19 protein-coding genes are annotated in these 20,525 nt (G+C 63.1%); 12 read left to right on the forward strand and 7 right to left on the reverse strand.

What is annotated here, in order from left to right; genetic code table 11:
* Positions 1 to 346 precede the first annotated feature (346 nt).
* Positions 347 to 670 carry a DUF1476 domain-containing protein gene (locus AB7951_RS07820; RefSeq protein WP_093756490.1) on the reverse strand — a complete coding sequence of 108 codons (324 nt, stop codon included), beginning with the start codon at positions 668 to 670 and terminating at the stop codon, positions 347 to 349.
* 347 nt (positions 671 to 1,017) lie between these two features.
* On the opposite strand from AB7951_RS07820, the gene purC reads away from it, so the two are divergent.
* From purC to AB7951_RS07855, 7 genes are all read left to right on the forward strand, one after another.
* Complete coding sequence (gene purC, locus AB7951_RS07825; protein ID WP_170849540.1) at positions 1,018 to 1,785, forward strand: phosphoribosylaminoimidazolesuccinocarboxamide synthase; 768 nt, start codon at positions 1,018 to 1,020, stop codon at positions 1,783 to 1,785.
* A 10-nt stretch (positions 1,786 to 1,795) separates the two neighbouring features.
* Positions 1,796 to 2,035: a phosphoribosylformylglycinamidine synthase subunit PurS gene (purS, locus tag AB7951_RS07830; protein ID WP_089265033.1), complete on the forward strand. Its 240-nt coding sequence runs from the start codon at positions 1,796 to 1,798 to the stop codon at positions 2,033 to 2,035.
* Between the two features lie 14 nt (positions 2,036 to 2,049).
* Positions 2,050 to 2,751 (forward strand): phosphoribosylformylglycinamidine synthase subunit PurQ, encoded by a 702-nt coding sequence (gene purQ, locus AB7951_RS07835; protein WP_441255729.1) that lies wholly within the window; start codon positions 2,050 to 2,052, stop codon positions 2,749 to 2,751.
* Positions 2,748 to 3,719: a tripartite tricarboxylate transporter substrate-binding protein gene (locus AB7951_RS07840; protein WP_120292776.1), complete on the forward strand. Its 972-nt coding sequence runs from the start codon at positions 2,748 to 2,750 to the stop codon at positions 3,717 to 3,719. Before purQ ends, AB7951_RS07840 begins: the two co-directional genes overlap by 4 nt.
* Before the next feature lie 349 nt (positions 3,720 to 4,068).
* On the forward strand, positions 4,069 to 5,088 hold the full coding sequence (locus tag AB7951_RS07845; RefSeq protein ID WP_120292902.1) for a patatin-like phospholipase family protein: 1,020 nt from the start codon (positions 4,069 to 4,071) through the stop codon (positions 5,086 to 5,088).
* A gap of 4 nt (positions 5,089 to 5,092) precedes the next feature.
* Positions 5,093 to 6,547, forward strand: a complete 1,455-nt coding sequence (locus AB7951_RS07850; RefSeq protein WP_120292774.1) for a GntT/GntP/DsdX family permease — start codon at positions 5,093 to 5,095, stop codon at positions 6,545 to 6,547.
* A 224-nt stretch (positions 6,548 to 6,771) separates the two neighbouring features.
* Entirely contained in the window at positions 6,772 to 8,316 is a 1,545-nt protein-coding gene (locus AB7951_RS07855) for a L,D-transpeptidase (protein WP_120292772.1), read from the forward strand.
* A gap of 110 nt (positions 8,317 to 8,426) precedes the next feature.
* Here AB7951_RS07855 and AB7951_RS07860 read toward each other — a convergent pair whose 3' ends face one another.
* A complete protein-coding gene (locus AB7951_RS07860; RefSeq protein WP_439061770.1) occupies positions 8,427 to 9,323 on the reverse strand; it encodes a LysR substrate-binding domain-containing protein in 897 nt (298 codons plus the stop codon).
* Between the two features lie 145 nt (positions 9,324 to 9,468).
* On the opposite strand from AB7951_RS07860, the gene AB7951_RS07865 reads away from it, so the two are divergent.
* The 4 genes from AB7951_RS07865 (at position 9,469) to catC (ending at position 13,325) form a co-directional block, all read left to right on the forward strand.
* A complete protein-coding gene (locus AB7951_RS07865) occupies positions 9,469 to 10,467 on the forward strand; it encodes a tripartite tricarboxylate transporter substrate binding protein (RefSeq protein ID WP_120292768.1) in 999 nt (332 codons plus the stop codon).
* A gap of 91 nt (positions 10,468 to 10,558) precedes the next feature.
* Complete coding sequence (locus tag AB7951_RS07870) at positions 10,559 to 11,764, forward strand: ABC transporter substrate-binding protein (protein WP_120292900.1); 1,206 nt, start codon at positions 10,559 to 10,561, stop codon at positions 11,762 to 11,764.
* A gap of 91 nt (positions 11,765 to 11,855) precedes the next feature.
* Positions 11,856 to 13,031 (forward strand): muconate/chloromuconate family cycloisomerase, encoded by a 1,176-nt coding sequence (locus AB7951_RS07875; protein ID WP_120292898.1) that lies wholly within the window; start codon positions 11,856 to 11,858, stop codon positions 13,029 to 13,031.
* A 3-nt stretch (positions 13,032 to 13,034) separates the two neighbouring features.
* Positions 13,035 to 13,325 (forward strand): muconolactone Delta-isomerase, encoded by a 291-nt coding sequence (catC, locus tag AB7951_RS07880; RefSeq protein WP_093756482.1) that lies wholly within the window; start codon positions 13,035 to 13,037, stop codon positions 13,323 to 13,325.
* 64 nt (positions 13,326 to 13,389) lie between these two features.
* Here catC and AB7951_RS07885 read toward each other — a convergent pair whose 3' ends face one another.
* From AB7951_RS07885 to AB7951_RS07900, 4 genes are all read right to left on the reverse strand, one after another.
* Entirely contained in the window at positions 13,390 to 14,586 is a 1,197-nt protein-coding gene (locus tag AB7951_RS07885) for a serine hydrolase domain-containing protein (RefSeq protein WP_120292766.1), read from the reverse strand.
* Positions 14,583 to 15,491 (reverse strand): PhzF family phenazine biosynthesis protein, encoded by a 909-nt coding sequence (locus AB7951_RS07890; RefSeq protein WP_309948794.1) that lies wholly within the window; start codon positions 15,489 to 15,491, stop codon positions 14,583 to 14,585. The genes AB7951_RS07885 and AB7951_RS07890 overlap by 4 nt, the downstream gene beginning before the upstream one ends.
* 114 nt (positions 15,492 to 15,605) lie before the next feature.
* Positions 15,606 to 16,481, reverse strand: a complete 876-nt coding sequence (locus AB7951_RS07895; RefSeq protein ID WP_120292764.1) for a helix-turn-helix domain-containing protein — start codon at positions 16,479 to 16,481, stop codon at positions 15,606 to 15,608.
* A 67-nt stretch (positions 16,482 to 16,548) separates the two neighbouring features.
* Entirely contained in the window at positions 16,549 to 17,028 is a 480-nt protein-coding gene (locus AB7951_RS07900; RefSeq protein WP_371419948.1) for a PaaI family thioesterase, read from the reverse strand.
* Between the two features lie 222 nt (positions 17,029 to 17,250).
* Here AB7951_RS07900 and purL point away from each other — a divergent pair, with 222 nt between their 5' ends.
* Positions 17,251 to 19,458, forward strand: a complete 2,208-nt coding sequence (purL, locus tag AB7951_RS07905) for a phosphoribosylformylglycinamidine synthase subunit PurL (RefSeq protein ID WP_093756478.1) — start codon at positions 17,251 to 17,253, stop codon at positions 19,456 to 19,458.
* Positions 19,459 to 19,531: 73 nt separating this feature from the next.
* On the opposite strand, the gene AB7951_RS07910 is transcribed toward purL, so the two are convergent.
* Positions 19,532 to 20,491, reverse strand: a complete 960-nt coding sequence (locus tag AB7951_RS07910) for a 2-hydroxyacid dehydrogenase (RefSeq protein WP_120292894.1) — start codon at positions 20,489 to 20,491, stop codon at positions 19,532 to 19,534.
* Positions 20,492 to 20,525 lie beyond the last annotated feature (34 nt).

The raw sequence follows: 20,525 nt of genomic DNA on the forward strand, positions 1-20,525 counted from the left end.
TAGCAGTAGCTTTGAATGAAAACTTCGAATGGGAGGTTGAATCGCTCTAAAGCGACGAGATTGGCGAGCCTGTGTGTCTTCGGTGATGCAGTCGCAAGGTGAGCCGCGACACGATTGAACAATCGACGTGCATTTTGAGCAATTTGTAGCACGCGCGTGTGAGCGCCATCGGCACGCTGTGACTCCGTTTCAGAATTTGCACATCGCAATTCGGAATCTTGAGTCAGGCTCTGCGAGCCTGGAACGTTTCAAAAGACAAGAGCCGCGCCATCATACGATGTGCGGCTCTCTATGAAGCGTCGCGAGTTGCGGCGAGACGTTTCGTTGCAACTCGAAGCTGTGGAGATTAGGTTCCCGCCTTCACCTGCGCGACGGCCTCAGCGGTCAGCTGATCCATCTTCACGCGGAGCTGCGGCTCGGTGATCGCGATGCCCTTGGCGGTCAGATCGGCGAGCACCTTGCGCACCACGTCGCCGTCGCCGGCTTCCTCGAAATCGGCTGCGACGACTTCCTTGGCATAGGCGGCGGCCTCGTCGCCGGACTTGCCGAGCTGTTCGGCGACCCACAGGCCCAGCAGCTTGTTGCGGCGGGCCTCGGCCTTGAACTTCTGGCTTTCGTCGAGCGCATACTTGTTCTCGAAGGCTTCGCCGCGCTTGTCGAATGATGACATGGTTAAAGTTCCCGTCGGGGTTGTTGGGCGGTCAGGACGACGTTGTAAACGCCGGTTCGGAGCTTAAATAAGGTCGAGATACCGTTGGAACAATCGGCCGCAAGGTCGCAGGCAAGACGGTATCGGGCGAGGCTTATCGGACCAGGCTTGCGCGAGGTTGGGGTAAACCCCCACTGGGCGGGCCGGGTCGATTGTACTGGCAGGGCCGATCGGGTAGGTTGCCTGCAGGCCCGGTTCTCGTTCTGTTTCTTCCCGTTCCTGGCCTTCACGGCAGCTCCGTCGTGGGTCGATCCCGTTATTCGGAGCACACCACATCCATGGATTTCAACAACACCCGGTACATCCCCATGAGCCGTCGACGTCGCATTTATGAAGGCAAGGGCAAGGTCCTGTATGAAGGCCCGGAGCCCGGTACCCTGATTCAGCACTTCAAGGACGACGCGACCGCGTTCAATGCCAAGAAACACCAGGTGATCGAGGGCAAGGGCGTCCTCAATAACCGGATTTCGGAATACCTGTTCCAGCATCTGAACGACATCGGCGTGCCGACCCATTTCATCCGCCGGCTCAACATGCGCGAGCAGCTGATTCGCGAAGTCGAGATCGTGCCGCTGGAAGTCGTGGTCCGTAACGTGGCGGCGGGTTCGCTGTCGCAGCGCCTCGGCATCGAGGAGGGCACCCAGCTGCCGCGCTCGATCATCGAGTTCTATTACAAGAACGACCAGCTCAACGACCCGATGGTGTCGGAAGAGCACATCACGGCGTTCGGCTGGGCCACCCCGCAGGAAATCGATGACATCATGGCGCTCGCCATCCGCGTCAACGACTTCCTCACGGGTCTTTTCCTGGGCATCGGCATCCGTCTCGTCGATTTCAAGATGGAATGCGGCCGCCTGTTCGAAAACGACATGATGCGCATCATCGTCGCCGACGAGATCTCGCCCGACTCATGCCGGCTGTGGGATATCAAGTCGAACGAGAAGCTGGACAAGGATCGTTTCCGCAGGGATCTCGGCGGCGTGCTGGAGGCCTATACCGAGGTCGCCAAGCGTCTCGGCATTCTCTCCGAAAACGAACGCCCGATGGGCACCGGCCCGGTACTGGTCAAGAGCTGAGGATCAAGACGTGAAAGCCCGCGTAACTGTTACCCTGAAGAACGGCATCCTTGACCCGCAGGGCAAGGCCATCGAAGGCGCGCTGAAATCGCTCGGCGTCGATGGCATTGCCTCTGTGCGGCAGGGCAAGGTGTTCGACATCGAACTGAATGGCGCCGACAAGGCGAAAGCCGAGGAAGCGCTGAAAGCCGCAGCCGACAAGCTGCTGGCGAATACGGTGATCGAAAACTATCGCGTCGAAGTGCTCTGAGCCAGGTTATCGCTATGAAATCCGCCGTTCTCGTCTTCCCCGGAATCAACCGCGAACGCGACATGGCGCGGGCGCTCAAGCTGGCATCGGGGCAGGAGTCCACGATGGTCTGGCACGCCGAGACCGCGCTGCCCAAGGGCACCGATCTCGTCGTCGTCCCCGGCGGCTTCTCCTATGGTGACTATCTGCGCTGCGGCGCCATCGCGGCACGCTCGCCGGTGATGGACGCGGTCCGCAAGTTTGCGACCGATGGCGGCCTGGTGATGGGCGTCTGCAATGGCTTCCAGATCCTGTGCGAGTCTGGCCTGCTGCCGGGCATCCTGATGCGCAATGCCAAGCTGAAATTCCTCTGCCACGACGTGCATCTGCGCGTCGAGCGTTCCGACACGGCGTTTACCCGTGGCTACAATGCCGGTCAGGTGATCCGCGTGCCGATCGCCCACGGCGAGGGTAACTACACCGCCGATGCTGAAACGCTGAAGCGCCTCGAAGGCGATGGGCGCGTGCTCTATCGCTATTGCTCGCCGACGGGCGAGGTTGGCGATCTGCACAACATCAACGGCGCTGCTGCGTCGATTGCCGGCATCGTCAGCGAGAAGGGCAACGTGCTCGGCATGATGCCGCATCCGGAAAATCACGTCGAAGACATCATGGGCTGCACCGACGGCCGCGGGTTGTTTGCTGGTCTTGTCGAGCATCTGGGGCGCGCTGCGTGATCGCCTCTGTGGCGCGGCTGTCGAAGCTCGCCGCAACGCTTGCGCTCGTGCTGGCTACGAGCGTCTCGGCATCTGCCGATGATTATCCCAAACGCCCCATCACCATGATCGTGCCTTTCGCGGCCGGCGGTACGTCGGACGTCATCGCGCGTGCGGTGGCCGAGCAGATGGCAGTGCCGCTGGGCCAGACCATCATCATCGAGAACGTCGTTGGCGCCGGCGGCTCCACGGCGCTGGCCCGTGCCGCGCGGTCTGCGCCCGATGGCTACACCATCGCCATCGGCAATGCCGGCACCAGTGCGGCGACCTACACGATCTATCCGAAACTGTCCTTCACGCCGGACTCCTTTGCCTCCATCGGCATGGTGGCCAAGACCTTCGGCGTCGTGGCGCTGCGCAAGGATTTCCCGGCTGACGATCTCAAGGGCTTCATCGCCTATGCCAAAGCCAATCCGGGCAAGGTCAATCTCGGCCATGCCGGGATCGGCTCATCGAATTACCTGATCTGCAAGAGCTTCGTGCAGGCCGCCGGCATCGACGTCACGCTGGTCGGCTATCGCGGCGCGGCGCCCGCGCTCACCGATGCCATCGGCGGGCAGATCGACGGCGTTTGCGATTCCGCAGCCTCCGTCTCGCAGGCCATCGACGACAAGCTCGTGAAGGGCATCGTGGTCGGCTCGACCGTGCGGCTGGCGACGCTGCCCGAGCTGCCGACCTCGGCAGAAGCAGGGCTGCCCGACTTCGAGGCGCAGGGCTGGAATGGCCTGTTCGCGCCGAAGGGGACACCGCCAGAGATCATCGCCAAGCTGAACGCTGCTGCTCGCTCGTCGGTTGAAAGCGATCTGGTGAAAAAGCGTTTCCAGGATCTGTCGACCGTGGCGCCCGACGCCAACGAGCATGCACCGGAGGTGCTGCAGCAATTGGTGACGCGTGATGTGGCGAAGTACAACAAGCTCCTGACGCCGTAGTCGTCCGATGTCCGAAGGCGCTTCATTGTCGCGCCTTCACATTTTGGCACCGCCCATTGTCTCATTACGGGGCGATGGCCTGATATTTTCCCCTGATATTTACTAAAGTCCCTCTGCAGGTCGCCGCGTGCGATTGTCGGATCCAGCGCGATGTTTCCGGCCAGGCCCCGGCCGGTTGCTTTTGGAGCGAGGTGGGCATCAAATAGCACGCAGAGGTCGCAGGGCTCGGTCGAAGGCGACCTGAAGCGGAATTTCCAAGTCGCTATGGCCACGTCTATTGCGGCGCGTGGTTTCTGAAGTGCTCGACGGTTGGCTACCAGCGTGTCTCGGCAGTTGGAGAAGCTGCATGATGAACCGAAGGCAGGTACTCGTGGATTTGGCGCTCCAGGGCGGAGGCTCGCATGGCGCATTCACGTGGGGTGTCCTCGATCGGCTGCTTGAGGAGCCGTGGTTGCAAATTGCCGGCATATCCGGAACATCGGCAGGAGCGATGAACGCTGCCGTTCTGGCGGACGGTTGGACCGCCGGCGGTGCCGACGGAGCACGCGAGGCTCTGGACGAATACTGGCGGCGCGTCTCGCGTGCCGCGGCCTTCAGTCCGTTTCAACGCTCCCCCCTCGATCGCCTCATGGGACGCTGGTCGCTCGACACTTCTCCGGCCTATCTCTTCGCCGATCTGATGTCGCGAGTCCTGTCGCCTTATGATCTCAATCCGCTCGGTTACAATCCGCTGCGCGAAATACTGGCCGAGAGCATTGATTTCGAGCGTCTTGCCGGTGCGCCGATCAAGCTCTTCGTAACGGCCACGCGGGTACGAACAGGTCGCGGGCGAATTTTCCGTAACGCCGAGATCACCGCGGATGTGCTGCTTGCGTCGGCGTGCCTGCCAACGATGTTCCGCGCGATCGAGATTGAAGGCGAAGCCTATTGGGACGGGGGCTATGCGGGCAATCCCACGATCACGCCGCTTGTTCGCGAGACAGATGCGCAGGACACGATCGTCGTGCAGATCAATCCGACCGAGCGACTGGAGGAGCCGCGCACGGCTGCGGACATTCTCAATCGTCTCAATGAAATTTCATTCAACTCGCCGCTGGCAAAGGAGCTGCGAATGATTGCGCTGCTTCGTCAGGTGGCGGATCCCGGCACCGGGGAGGGCGCCCGTTGGGCTCACATGAAGACGCACCGGATCAAGAGCGATCTGCTCGCGACTTTCGCTGCGTCATCCAAGCTCAACGCCGAATGGGCCTTCCTATCCAAGCTGCGCGACGAGGGGCGGCAAGCGGCCGGCGACTTTCTCGACGCGCACGGCGCCGATCTTGGCGAGCGCTCGACGGCCGATCTCGACATCCTGTTGGCGGAGTGCTGACGTCATGGGGCTTCTCGGCATTCTCGTCGGGCTTGGTCTTCTCATCTGGCTGGCTTTCCGGGGCTGGAGTGTTCTCCTGCTTGCTCCGCTCTCCGCACTGGTTGCGTCGGCTTTTGGCAGAGAGCCATTGCTTGCCAATTGGACGCAGACCTTCATGGGCAGCGCAGCCCAGTTTCTGGCTCAGTTCTTTCCCATCTTTCTGCTCGGCGCCGTATTCGGGAAGCTGATGGACGACAGCGGCGCAGTCACCGCGGTCGCGAACTTCATCACCCGCCGCCTTGGCGAGCGCCGGGTCATCCTCGCCGTGGTGCTCTCGGGGGCATTGGTCACCTATGGCGGCGTCAGCCTTTTCGTCGCATTTTTTGTGATCGTTCCGATGGCCCAGTCGCTGTTTCGCGCGGCGGAGATTCCGCGCCGCCTCGTGCCCGCGACGGTGATTCTTGGAACGTCCACTTTCACCATGTCAGCCTTGCCGGGCACACCATCGATCCAGAATGCGATACCCATGCCCTTCTTTGGCACCACGCCCTTCGCGGCGCCGGGCCTCGGCATGATCGCGTCATTGATCATGCTGGGTATTGGACTGTGGTGGTTGCTCCGCGCCGAGAAGGCGGCACGACAAGCGAATGAAGGTTATGGCGAAGAATTGTCGATCGCGACCAGCGCCGCTGCCGACGACGAGCGCTTGCGCGGGCGTGCTACGACGGCGCGCGAATTCGATCCGGCCGAAATATCCCACGGGCATCGCAGCGAAGCGGACGTGCCTATCGTTAATGCCATTCTTCCCCTGGTTGTCGTTGTCGTCGTCAATCTCGTGATGTCGCTCCTTGTTCTGCCCCGGCTTGATGTCTCCTTCCTGGCAGAGCAGCGCTGGGGCAGCACGTCGCTATCTGCCGTTGCCGGCGTGTGGTCGGTTGTCGTCGCGCTCGTAGGCGCGACCGCGACAGTCGTCATCTGCAACTGGACGCGACTGCCTGCGCTGCGACAGACGATGGATGCCGGGGCCAATGCATCGGTGCTGCCAGCGCTGACTGTCGCGAGCCTCGTTGGCTTTGGCGCTGTCATCGCATCGCTGCCTGCATTTGACATGGTGCGGGACTGGGCGCTGGGCATTAAGGGTGGGCCGCTGGTGTCGTTGGCCGTTTCCACGAACCTGCTCGCCGCGTTGACAGGTTCGGCATCCGGCGGACTGACGATCGCGCTTGATGCACTCGGTCAGATCTATATGGACGTTGCCACGCGGGAAGGGATCGATCCCGGGTTGCTGCACCGCGTAGCTGTGATCGGCTCCGGCACCCTGGATATTCTCCCTCACAATGGTGCGGTCGTCAGCCTGCTCGCGATCTGCGGCCTGACACACCGCCAAAGTTATTTCGACATTGTGATGGTCGGCATCGTGAGCTCGGTTGTCGCTCTTGCCGCCGTGATTGCCATGGGCTCCGCATTGGGCTCATTTTGAACTCCGGCCCCAACCGCCGTTTTGTCCAGATTTCGCAGTCGACCACGTGCCGGGTGTGGCAGTGAGCCACCTTTGTTCGGCGCCGTTTGTCGGCTACGAATGAACTTTCGCCGCGCTCGCCGCGTCAACGAGACATCGGGCAAGCGAAGCGGCGGCGAATTGATACAATCGCAATCAAACGCCCGTACGATTCGCGATCGGAAGGCATTTGACCGGGGCACTGAATGGCAAATCGATTGGCGACGGCGCAACCCAAGGTCGGGATGCGGCACTGGATATCTCCCGTCGTGGTGTTGGCAGCAATGGTTGCGGTGGCCGCTCCGGCGGCCGGAGCCGCCGCAAAGCAGGCGCGTCCCGCCCGCGTCGTCGAGGCGACCGCCCCGCGCGAAGCAGGCGAGCCGATGATGGCGATCGTGTCGATCAAGAGCCAGCAGGTCACGTTCTACGACGCCGATGGCTGGATCACGCGCGCGCCGGTCTCGACCGGGGTGTCCGGCCGTGAGACGCCGGCAGGCGTCTTTGCCGTTCTCGAGAAGAACAAGGACCATCGCTCCAACATGTATGACGATGCTGCCATGCCGAACATGCAGCGGATCACATGGAACGGCGTCGCACTGCATGGCGGGCCGCTGCCCGGCTATGCCGCATCGCACGGCTGCGTGCGGATGCCCTACGGCTTCGCGGACAGGTTGTTCGACAAGACGCGGATCGGGATGCGGGTGATCATCTCGCCGAATGACGCGGCGCCCGTCGAGTTCTCCCATCCGGCGCTTCTGATGCCGAAAGCGGAAGCCATCGCCGCTGCTCCGGGCCGTGTCGAGGTGCTCGCCCGCGAGGCTGCGGAGGCCGCTGCTGCCGCGGACGCGACGAAGAAACTCGCAGCGACGTCAGCGCGCGAGACGAAGCCGCTGCCGGCAGCCCTGCGCAAGCTGCAATCGCTGAAGGCGCGCGCCGATGTCGAGCTTGCATCCGCCGACAAGGCCGTCGTTGCGGCAAAGACCGACGAGGCCAAGGCGCGGGCCGAGGAATTGAAGCAAAAGGCTGCTGCCAGGGCCGCGGAACTCGGCGCGCAATTCGAAACCGCAAAGACCGATACGACGTCCAAGCTCGATGCTGCCGCCGCCGCAAAGGACGCCGCAAAGGCCGCCGAGACCAAAAAGGTTGCCGCCGCCAAGGCAGCGAGCGATGCGAAACTCGCGCTTGAGCCGGTCTCGATCTATATCAGCCGCGAGACGCAGATGCTTTACGTTCGGCGCAATACGCACAAGCCGGCGCCGGACGGCGGCGGAGAAGTGTTCGATTCAAGCATCGAAGTTCCCATCACCATCCGCGACCCCGGCAAGCCGATCGGCACGCATGTGTTCACGGCGATGGCGCGGAACGACGCAGGCCTGCGCTGGAGCGCCGTCTCGATCGACGAAGGCGATAGCGCGAAGGCCGCCCTCGACCGCATCACCATTCCGCAGGAAGTGCTCGACCGGATCGCCGCGACTGCACTGCCGCGGTCGTCGATCGTTATTTCCGACGAGCCGCTGAGCAGCGAAACCAACTATCGCACCGAATTTGTCGTGGTGCTCAGCAACCAGCCGCAAGGGGGCTTCATCACGCGCAAACCGACGCCGCCTGCCGATCTCATGGCGAGCAGCGACGATGCGGATGGCGATGGCTTTGGCTCGTTCTTCCAGCGCTGGAATGCGGATCCCGCGCCCGTCCAGGCTCGCCGCAGGGTCGCGCCGTATCAACGCCAGCCGCAAACCGGCTGGTGGTAGGTCGTTCCAGGCCATTACGCGCTTGGGACGCTGAGCAGCCTGATCGCATCGACGCGCGCGGTGCCGTCAGCCAGGGCTCCTCTGATAATGCCGATGTCCACGATTGTTCGCTATGACGCGCGCGTGGTCTGTGCGTTTTTGGTCGTCTTGCGGGCGATCGCCATGAAAGCGCGTGCGGCTGCCGTCTGGTAGCGATGGGCATCCCACAGCAAGGCTCCGGAACGGCGTATCCACGGAGGCCCGATCGGAATGATCGCAAGGTCCTTTCGGGCGTTCAGGCTTCGGTCGGCAAGAACCGTCGGGAGCCCTCCCGATTTCGCGAGTTCGATCAGGGCCTCGACCGAGTTCATCTCGACGCGCACATCGAGTTTTGTATCCGGTGGCAGCGACTGGTCGAGAATGCGGCGGGTCGCAAAGGCGGGGGTCAAAAGTGCCAACGGACGTTGGGCGAGCGCCTGCAGCGTGATCGACTGTTGTCGTGATTGATTTTGCGACTTCGCAAGCACCAGGACGAGCCGCTCCTCGAACAACAGGTCGACGCCCAACTCCGCGTGCTGGGGCGGCGCGAAAGCAATCGCGAGATCGAGATCTCCGGACAGGATGCGTTGCTCGACATCGTTTGCGGAGCCGACCTCCACGCTGAGCCGAACCTCAGGATATTTCTCGCCGAAGCTGCCGATGATCTTCGGCAGGAATGTCGTGCTGTAGGTGTAGATGACGCCGACACGCAGCGTGCCGGCCATGCCGCCCTCCAGCTCGGCGATTGCCGTGCGCGCCGCTTCGGTCTGAACCATCAGGCGTTGTGCATGCTCGCGCAGTGCATGTCCTGTCTCGGTCAGTTGCATGCCCTGGGGCGTCCGGTTGAACAGAACGGTCCCGAGATCCTGCTCGAGGGCGCGTATCTGCTGCGACAGCGTTGGCTGGGCGACGCCGAGGGCTTCCGCAGCCTTCGCCATGCGCTTGTGGGTCGCGATTGCCAGAAAATAGCCGAGACGTCTGGGATCCATAGCCGATTACAATCTTCTATCGCATCTATAGTTTTGACTGCGTTGGCCTATCACGCGTCCCGTGCCAGTGTTTGTCAATATCGGACCTGGCCGGCACGCTTTTGTGCGGCCGTCGAAACATAAGAACCGACTGGGAGGCTCTTTCATGCTGTCACGACGCACCTTACTTGCCCGGGCGACCCACGCCGCGGTGGCGGCTTGCTGTATCGCCCTGGGCGCAAACCGTGCGACGGCGCAGGACTATCCGACCAAGCCGGTCCAGCTGATCGTTCCCTTCGCCGCCGGCGGTGCCGCCGACATCATCGGCCGCACGATCGCGGAAAAGCTGAGCCAGACCTGGGGCCAGCAGGTCGTCGTCGAAAACAGGGGCGGGGCCGGATCGAATATCGGCATCAACGCTGCCGCCAAGAGCGCGCCCGATGGTTACACGCTGGTGCTTGCGTCGATCGCCGTGGCCGTCAATCCCTGGCTTTTCAAGTCGATGCCCTACGATCCTGTGAAGGATCTGACACCGCTGACGCTGGCGCTCGAAACGCCGAACGTGGTGCTTGTGCCGCCCTCATCGCCGATCAAGAACATCAAGGATCTGATCGCCTTTGCGAAAGAAAAGGCGGCATCGGGCGGCGCCACCTATGGCTCTGCCGGCGTCGGTTCTTCTCTGCATCTGGCGGCGGAAGTGTTCCGGCAAAAGGCCAATGTCGAGATGACCCACGTTCCCTATCGTGGCTCGTCGCCGGCCCTGACAGATCTGATGGCCGGCCGGATCGACCTGATGTTCGACAACGCCTCGACGGCGCTTCCGCAGGTGCAGGGCGGCAGCCTCCGCGCCATTGCCGTCACCACGAGGGAGCGCATCGCCGCACTGCCTGACGTGCCGACGATCAGCGAATCCGGGCTGCCGGGCTTCGAGCTCGCCAACTGGTGGGCCATTTTTGGTCCGGGCCAGATGCCGCCGGCGCTGGCGGAGCGCATCAGCGGCGATATCCGCAAGGTTCTGGCGGATCCGGATGTGCAGAAGCGTTTCGCCGATGTCAGCGGGCGCGTCATCGCGTCGTCGCCCCAGGAACTTGCTGCGCATCTGGCGCAGGAAAGCGCCAAGTGGAAGCAGATCGTCGAGACGGCAGGCATTCGCGGCAGCCAGTGACGACAGACGCCTGACACATACGGCGATCAATCACTGACGAATATCAAGCAAGAGACGCGCGCTCAGGATGAGAGCGCTGATGGAGAATGATGTGAAGAAGCTACTTTCAGGCCTGACGGCATCCGTCATGCTCGTCACCACTTCGGCCGCCATGGCGCAGAACACCGCGCCGCTGAAACTGGGGGCCGTCCTCGATATGTCCGGCCTCTTTGCCGACATTACGGGGCCGGGCAGCGAGACCGCAGCCAAGATGGCCGTTGAGGATTTCGGCGGTGAGGTTCTCGGGCGCAAGGTCCAGATCGTGGTCGCCGACCATCTCAACAAATCCGACCTGGCCGCGAATTTCACCCGTGAAATGTTCGACAACCAGAATGTCGAGGCGATCGTCGACGTGGCTGGCTCTGCCACGGCGCTGGCTGCGGCGGAAATGGCCAGGACGCGCGGCAAGATCATCATGTTCAATGGTCCCGGCGCGGTCAGGCTGACCAACGAGGCGTGCGGTCCCTACATCGTCCACTACACCTATGACACCTACGCGCTGGCCAGCGTCACCGGCCTCGCCACGGTGAAGCGCGGCCTCAATAGCTGGTTCTTCCTCACGGCCGACTACGCATTCGGCCAGGAGCTGGAGCGCGACACCTCGAACATCGTCACCAAGGCGGGCGGCAAGGTTGTCGGCAGTGTGAAGCACCCGATCAACACCTCGGATTTCTCGTCGTTTTTGCTCCAGGCGCAGAGCACCAAGGCCAGCGTGATCGGCCTCGCCAATGCGGGCGGCGATACCATCAATGCGATCAAGCAGGCCGCCGAGTTCGGCCTGACCCAGTCCGGGCAGAAGCTGTCGCCCTTGCTGGCCTTCATTTCCGACATCGACAGCGTTGGACTTGAGACCGCGCAGGGCCTGTTGCTGGCCGAGGCGTTCTATTGGGATCTCAACGACGAAACGCGCGCCTTCGCGAAGCGTTTCATGGAGCGGACCAAGCGCGCGCCGACCTCGGCGCAGGCCGGCGTCTATTCGTCCGTCACGACCTACCTGAACGCGGTGAAGAAGGCAGGCACCACCGATTCCGCGGCCGTGATGAAGGTCATGAAGGACACGCCGATCAACGACATGTTCGCGAAGAACGGCCGGATCCGCGAGGACGGCCGCATGGTGCACGACATGTACCTGTTCGAAGTGAAGAAGCCGTCGGAATCGAAAGCGCGCTGGGACGACTACAAGCTGCTCGCGACCGTGTCCGGCGACGACGCGTTCCAGCCGCTATCGGCGTCACGCTGCCCGCTCATCAAGAAGTAGCGCAGCGGCAGATGGCAAAGCGACGGGTCGCCGGGAAGGTAGCGGCGATCTGTTCAAGGCCCCATCCATGGACAACAGGAAGATGCCCCTCATGAGCACCAGCGTGGCAGTCCGCGTCAACCAGGTCGAGACCATCCTGGTCGATGTGCCGACAATCCGCCCCCATCGATTGTCGATGCATACGATGAACAGCCAGACCCTGGTTCTGGTCATCATCCGCTGCTCCGACGGAACGGTCGGAATCGGCGAGGGCACGACCATCGGCGGCCTCAGCTACGGCGAGGAGAGCCCCGAGGGCATCAAGCTGACTGTCGACACCTATATCGCTCCGGCCATCATCGGCATGGATGCCTCACGCGTCGCCGCGCTCATGGCCGACGTGAAACGGCGCGTCAAAGGCAACCGCTTCGCCAAATGCGCGGTCGAGACCGCGCTGCTGGACGCGCTCGGCAAGCGCCTGGGCCTGCCGGTGTCGGAGCTGCTGGGCGGGCGCCAGCACGACACCTTGCCGGTGGCATGGACGCTGGCCAGCGGCGACACCGCGCGCGATATCGAGGAAGCCGAGCGGATGCTCGATGCGCGCCGCCACAATATCTTCAAGCTGAAGATCGGCCTGCGGTCCGTGGACGATGACGTGGCGCATGTGGCGGCGATCAAGCGCGCCCTCGGGGATCGTGCCAGCGTGCGGGTCGACGTGAACCAGGCCTGGAGCGAGCCCGAGGCACGGCGTGGCATTCCCGCCTTGGAGGCGGCCGGCGCGGACCTCATCGAGCAGCCTTTGTCGCGCGACAATCGCGGGGCTCAGGCCCGCCTTGCCGGCCGCTATGCCGTACCCATCATGGCTGACGAGGCGCTGCACGGCACGACGGATGCCTTCGACATCGCGGCGCGCGGTGCCGCGGACGTGTTCGCCCTGAAGATCAATCAGGCCGGCGGTCTGTACGATGCCGTGAAGATGGCTGCGATCGGCGATGCCGCGGGTCTCGGCCTGTATGGCGGCACCATGCTGGAAGGCGGTGTCGGCACCGCAGCGTCGGCCCAGGTTTTCTCCGTGCTGCCGAAGCTCGCATGGGGCACTGAATTGTTCGGCCCGCTGCTTCTGACCGAGGAAATCCTCGCGACGCCCCTGCGTTACGGCGACTTCGTGTTGCAGGTGCCGACGGCGCCCGGCATCGGCGTCGAGCTGGACATGGACCGTGTCGCATTCTTCCGCCGCGATGGTTACGCGCCGCGCGTTCAACCGGCCGGCACAACAACAGGAGCTTGATCGATGCTTTTTCAGGTGGAAATGGACGTTCAGATCCCGCCGGGTCTCGCCCCCGAGGTGGTCGAGCAACTGAAAAAGACCGAGCGTGAACGCGCGCAGGAACTGCAGAAGACAGGCGAGTGGCGTCATCTCTGGCGGGTTGCCGGACGTTACGCCAATGTCAGCATCTTCGATGTGGCGAGCAATGAGGCGCTGCACGATATTCTGTCGACATTGCCGCTCTTCCCCTTCATGCGCGTCAGCGTGACGCCTTTGTGCCGGCATCCTTCGTCGGTTCGTTCGGACGACAGCTAGGCGCGGGGCCGACCTTCGCTAACGCAGTATTCCGGCGAGACGGGCGGCTCACACAGCAGCTTCATCAGTACAATCTCGCAAGCGTATCGAACAGCGCGAGGTTGAGCCGTTTCAGGTCGTTGTCCACCGGCTCCGGTTGCGACGAGAATTTTGCCACGACCAGTTCGGCGCGCGGATTCACATAGAGATATTGCCCGTGAATGCCGAGCGCGAAGAACGCGCCGCTTGCGTTGCCGGTCTGGTACCATTTGTTGCGATAGCGGCCTTCAGGCAACCATTCGACGAACTTGCCCGCGCGCCAGGCCTCGGCAGAGCCGTTCGTGATCGTATCCGACACCCAGTCCTGCGCGACGATCCGGCGGCCGTTGGCCATGCCGCCCTGCCGCATCATCTCGCCGATGCGGGCGAGGTCGCGCGGGGTCATGCAAAAGCCGCCGCCGGTCCGGGCGCTGCCGATCGCATCGACGGTGATATAGGCATCCTGCCGCGCGCCGAGCGGTTGCCACAAACGCGCGGCGGCAAAGTCCGCGAAACGCTGGCCCGAGACGCGTTCGATCACCAGACCCAGCACATCCGAATTCGGCGAGCAGTAGTGGAAGGGACCCCCGTGATCGCCGGTGCCCTTTTGCAAGGAAGCCAGAAAGGCGATGAGCGAGTCCGGCGTGTCTCCGGGCTTGGTGGGTTCGAGCAGGCCGGCGCGACGATACCTGGCAAAGTCGCCGCGCGGATCCTGATAGGTTTCCTCGAAATCCAGGCTCACCTGCATGTCGAGAACATCGCGCATCCGCGCATCTGCGAAAGCCGAGGATTTCAGCTCCGGTACGTAATGCGAGACGGTCTCGTCGAAATCGATCAGGCCGTCGCTGTATAGAATTCCCGCGACGATCGATGTCACCGACTTGCTCGCGGAGAACAGAATGTGCCGCGATTGCGCCGTGAAATTCGGTGCATGGTAATCCGCAACGATACGGCCGGATTTCATCACGACGAGGGCATCGGTCGAGGTCCGGCGCAGCACATCTACGACACCAGCTGTTTCTCCACCGACAGCGAATGTCTGCCTGAACAAGTCTGCGGGATCGACAGGTGGATCCTCGATCAGTCCCGGCGTCGCTGCGATGCGTGCTGTCGGAATGAGTTCGGGCACGTGACGGAATGCCCAGACATTCCAGGGCGCCTGACGCCAGTTATCGAGACGAACGTCGCTTCGCGCAAAGCCATAGTCGGCTTCGAAAGCCGAGGGCTGTCCCTTGCTCGTCATAACGCAATCTTCTCGCATTCGGTCGGCTGAACCGCGCCGCCGAGCCAGCAGCCGTTGAGATCGCCGTCGTCGAAGCTGAAACGCACCTTGATCTCCGACGGGCGATTCATCGCGCGCCCCTGGCGGATGGTGATCTGGCGCTCCGACACATCCACCATCTGGTTCGTGAGGAGACCGAAGGACAAAGCGGAAGCCGCGATCCCCGTCGCAGCATCTTCCGGATATCCCGAAGAGCTCGGGAATTGCCGGGCGTCGATAATCTGGGCGGCTTGGTCGGACACGGCGTAGGGGTACAGGCCGGTGGAGTTGATGCTGTTGCACAGCCGCTCCATCCGCGAGAAGTCAGGTTTCAGGCCGTCGAGGATGGACACACTCTTCAAAGGAATGAGGGTCTTGACCCGGCTGGTGCGTGCATTCTGGATCGGGAAGGGCGCGAGGCAATCGGCGCTGATGCCGAGGACGTCGAGAATGTCATCGACGCTTCGGGGCGTATCGGGAAGCGGCTCGACGATCCCTGCAGGCTGCGAGACCTCGACCGAGATATCCTGTTCGTCTGATTGGCCGATCCGCGCATGGACGCGGCCGCTCTTCGTCAGGATCGTGATCCGATCGCGCTGCAGCCGGCCGAGCCGCTGAAGCAGCCATGTCGCGCCGACGGTGGCGTGTCCGCACATGGACATCTCATGATTGGGCACCCAGAAGCGAAATTCGAAATCGCAATCGGAGCCCGGCGGAGGCGGCAATACAAACCCGCTCTCGTGACCGTAGGTACGCGCGACCTGCTGCATCTCCGCATCACTCATGCCGGCAGCATCGACGACGATCGGGGCGGGATTGCCGCCCTGCGGACCTGCCGCAAAGACACTGACAAATCGAACCTGCGGTTCGGGAGATGTCGTCATCATGTTTGCACCCTCTAGCAGCCTCGCGCGTTCGCACTGCACGTCAGCCAGCGCTGCACGGAATTCACCGGTGCGAAGCTACGGGGGGTGTTGCTGCGACGCGCGTTGCAGCGGGCCCTAGATTTTGATCGGCCGGGCCATGCGCTTGCGAACTTCGCTTGGCGATTGGCCGTCTGCCCGGCGCATCGCATGGGCCAGCGCCGCACCGCTGTCGAAGCCGACGCGGAGCGCGATCTCGCCGATCGGGAGATCGGTTGCCTTCAACAGCTCGCTTGCATTGTCGAGGCGGACACGTTGCTGGAATTCGCCGATCGACGCGCCGGTCCCCACCCGGAACAATCGGGTGATATGACGCCGCGAAACGCCGAACCGTTCTTCCAGGGCGTCGAGCGGAACATCCCGGTCGGCATGAAGGGTGAGATAGTCCCTCAGCTCCGCGACCAATGTCATGCCGTGTTCGCGATGCGAGGCACTGGATACGGCATCGCCGGTCAGAGCCTCGGCGATGCACTGAACGAGCAGGGCAGAGGACAGTCCGTGCCGGACATGGGCATTGCCATAGGCGTGCCTGCCATCCCCGACCAGCAGCGCCTGCAGGGCGCGCAGTCTGTCTGACCGGCGAAACAGCCGGGTCGTTGATGTCCTGCGGCGGAATTCGCTCAGCGAGCCGTTCTCTCTTTCGAGGCGCTTCAGGACCGAGCCAGTTGCGTAGATCGCGACATGGCTATGTGCACCGATACCCGCGCGTGTCTCATGCGCCTGGTTCGGCGGAACGATCGCGAACCGGTCCTGCGACAGCCACGTGCCTTCGCGGCCGGCTTCGTGCTTCAGCTCGATCGTCCCGCGGCTCGGCAGGATGAACATCAGGCAATCATGCCAGTGCCACGGCATGGCGTAATCGCCGCAACCGGCGACAGCCGCGTGCTCGTCGTCCGCGGCGATCAGGAGATCTGCGTTTGCCGGATGACGTAGCCGTTCGAATGAACTCAGCATGTTCGGGCCCACATGTGTTGTCGACGAACCTAGCAGGGTGCGCCCATGCCCGCCAATTGACGCCCGGTTACTCCGCCGCGATAGCTGCCGGCTTCGGGCGCTTCTTCACGCGCTTGATGGTGCCCGAGAAGGTCAACAGCGAACGTTCGCCGGCTTTCAGGATTCCGCGCAGGAAGATCAATGAGCCGCCGATCCGGGTCATTTCGCCGTGGCATTCGACCAGCTCGCCTTCGCGGGCCGCATCGAGGAATTCGCAGCCGAACGAGACGGTGATGCCGGGGCCCTGCAGCTCGCGGGAGGCCAGCGCGAACAGGCAATAATCGGCGAAGGTCATGAAGCAGCCGCCATGGACGTTTTTCATGCCGTTGAGGTGCTTTTTCTCGACCCGGAAGGCGCAGCGGACGGAGCCGTCGGCCTCGACCTTGTGCCAGAACGGGCCGGAGACCGATTCGAAGGAATCCCGCTTCCAGGTGGTCCAGCCCGCAAATTCCCCCTCCGTCGCGGTATAGGCGTCGGCGTGGAACGGGATGGTGGCATCGGCGGGCACATTCACGGTCTGAACTCCTTGGATTGGCTGCGAAAAGTGTTAAATCCGATCCATCCGGCGGGCGCAATCCGGCGCCGGCGCAGGGCCTTATGCAGGCTGTTTTTCGAGCAGTTCGGGCATTGCCCGGGCAAAGCTTGGGACATGCGGGGAACGGGCCGGAATAGGCCTTTTCCGCATGCTCCGATCTCCCTATGAAGAAGCCTTACAGAGCCAAGAGACCCCATGACCGAGCCAAAGATCACTCCCGAACTCGTCGCTTCCCACGGCCTCAAGCCCGACGAGTATGAGCGCATTCTCAAGCTGATCGGGCGCGAGCCGACTTTCACCGAGCTCGGCATCTTCTCGGCCATGTGGAACGAGCATTGCTCGTACAAATCCTCGCGCATCCATCTGAAGGGGCTGCCGACCAAGGCGCCGTGGGTGCTGCAGGGGCCGGGCGAGAATGCCGGCGTCATCGATATCGGTGACAACCAGGCCATCGTGTTCAAGATGGAGAGCCACAACCACCCGAGCTATATCGAGCCTTATCAGGGTGCGACCACGGGTGTCGGCGGCATCCTGCGCGACGTCTTCACCATGGGCGCACGCCCGATCGCCTGTTTGAACGCGCTGTCATTCGGCGCGCCGGAGCATCCGAAGACCCGCCACCTCGTATCGGGCGTCGTCGCCGGCGTCGGCGGCTACGGCAATTCGTTCGGCGTGCCCACCGTCGGCGGCCAGACGCGTTTCCACACCCGCTACGACGGCAACAACCTCGTCAACGCGATGGCCGTCGGTCTCGCGGATGCCGACAAGATCTTCCTCGCTGCGGCGTCCGGCGTGAACATGCCGATCGTCTATCTCGGCTCCAAGACAGGCCGCGACGGCATTCACGGCGCGTCGATGGCCTCGGCCGAATTCGACGAGGATTCCGAGGAGAAGCGCCCGACCGTGCAGGTCGGCGATCCCTTCGCCGAAAAACTGCTGCTGGAAGCCTGCCTCGAAATCATGGCCGCGGATTGCGTGATCGCGATCCAGGACATGGGCGCGGCGGGTCTCACATGCTCTGCTGTCGAAATGGGCGCCAAGGGCGACCTCGGCGTCGAACTCAATCTCGATGCGGTGCCGACCCGCGAAGAGGGCATGACCGCCTACGAGATGATGCTCTCGGAGAGCCAGGAGCGCATGCTCATGGTGCTGAAGCCCGAGAAGGAAAAGCAGGCCGAGGATATTTTCCGGAAGTGGGGCCTCGACTTCGCCATCGTCGGCTACACCACGCCAACGCTGCGCTTCGTCGTGAAGCATGGCGGCAAGGTGATGGCCGATCTGCCGATCAAGGAGCTCGGCGACGAAGCGCCACTCTACGATCGTCCGCATGTGCCGTCGCCGGCGCTGCCGGTGATCCATGCGCGCGATATCGCCGCGCCGTCGTCGGTCCCGGATGCACTGGAGAAGCTGATCGGCACGCCCGAACTGTGCTCGAAGCGCTGGGTGTGGGAGCAGTATGACCACGTCATTCTCGGCAACACCGTGCAGCGCCCCGGCGGCGACGCCGCGGTGGTGCGCATCGAGGACGGCCCCAAGGGCCTTGCGATGTCCGTCGACGTCACGCCGCGCTATTGCGAGGCCGATCCGGTCGAAGGCGGCAAGCAGGCCGTCGCCGAAGCCTGGCGCAACATCACGGCTGTCGGCGGCAAGCCGCTGGCAGTCACCGACAACCTCAACTTCGGCAATCCGGAGCGGCCGGAAATCATGGGCCAGCTCGTTGGCTGCCTGAAGGGCATCGCGGAAGCCTGCATCGCGCTCGACTTCCCGATCGTCTCCGGCAATGTCTCGCTCTACAACGAGACCAACGGCCGCGGCATCCTGCCGACCCCGTCGATCGGCGGCGTCGGCGTGCTCGACGATTTCACGAAGTCGGCGACGCTGGCGTTCAAGGCGCCGGGCGAAGCGATCCTGCTGATCGGCGAAACCAAGGGCTGGCTCGGCCAGTCGGTCTATCTGCGCGACATCTGCGGCAAGGAAGAGGGCGCTCCGCCGCCAGTCGACCTCGCCACTGAGAAGCGCAACGGCGACGTGGTCCGCGGCATGATCCATGCAGGCACCGCGACCGCCGTGCATGACATTGCCGATGGCGGCTTGCTGGTGGCACTCACCGAAATGGCGATGGCCTCCGGCATCGGCGCCAAGCTCGATGCCGCGCCATCATCGACGGTGCCGCATGCCTGGTGGTTCGGCGAGGATCAGGCGCGTTACATCGTGACTGTCGCGGAAGATCAGTTGCTGACGGTGCTGTCGAAACTGAAGAATGTTGGCGTGCCCTGCGTGCAGATCGGCAAGACCGGCGGCCACGCGGTGGCGATTGCCGGTGAACGCGCTGTCGATATCAAGGCACTCGTACATGCGCATGAGAGCTGGCTGCCCAACTACATGAGCGGCAAGGCGTCGTAACAGGCGCTGATCTTTTCCCTCCCCACTGCGCTTCGCTTGGGGGAGGGAGGCCATGAGCGTTCGTGCAATCGTCTCAGTAGCTCAGCGTCCGGTCGACCAAATTCATCAGTGGTGTGCCGCTTTCCGCGCGCGCGATATTGTCGGCGATGTTTTCGGCGGCCGTTCCAACACGCGTTGCGGCGGCGACGTGGGGCGAGATCGTGACACCGGGATGCGACCAGAACGGATGGCCTGATGGCACTGGCTCGGTGCGGAAGACATCGAGCGTCGCCTGTGCCACGCGTCCGCTGTCGAGTGCCGCGATCAGCGCATCGTCGTCGATCAGCGTGCCGCGTCCGGCATTGATGATGAAGCTGCCCTTCGGCAGCAGCGCCAGTCTCTCCGCATTCAGGAGATCGATCGTCTCCGGCGTCTGGGGCAGGAGGCCGATGAGGATTTCCGCCGAAGCCAGCGCTTGCGGCAGGCTCTCCGTTCCTGCGAGACAGCGGACACCCGGCACCTCGCGCAGGCTTCGACTCCAGCCGGTGACGCGAAAGCCGAGTTGCACAAGTGCGCTCGCTGCAGCCGATCCCAATTCGCCGAGACCCAGCACTGTCACCGATCGGTCCGTGGCAAGCGGCGGAACATGCTGCGACCATGTCAGCGGTTTCTGACAGACATAGCGGTCCATCCCGAGATGCAAGCGCAGGGTATGACCGACGACCCATTCGACCATGCCCTGCCGTAGGCCGTCATCGACCATGCGGCACAGCGGCTGCGTCAGCGTCGCGTTGCCGACGATCTTCTCGACACCGGCCCAAAGGCTCAATACGGCGCGCGCATTGCTGAAAGGGGCGAAATCGGTGATGGGACCGCCGGTCGCGTGGATGATGTAGTCCACGTCCTGATGCGCAATGTCACCCAGGAGACTGGCTCGCGCGTCGATGCTCCGGCGCCGAAGCGCATCCAGAATGGGTTCGTGATAGTCCTCGAACAGCGCCGGCGTGACGTTGAAAAGAAGATTGATCGCCTTGTCGCCGTTGTGTGCGCGCATGCTGGTGTCCTGCAGATCGTCGTTCATGTTGGAA

Origin of the sequence: Tardiphaga sp. 285_C5_N1_2 (assembly GCF_052076065.1) — a bacterium.
GTDB classification, from domain to species: Bacteria; Pseudomonadota; Alphaproteobacteria; order Rhizobiales; family Xanthobacteraceae; genus Tardiphaga; species Tardiphaga robiniae.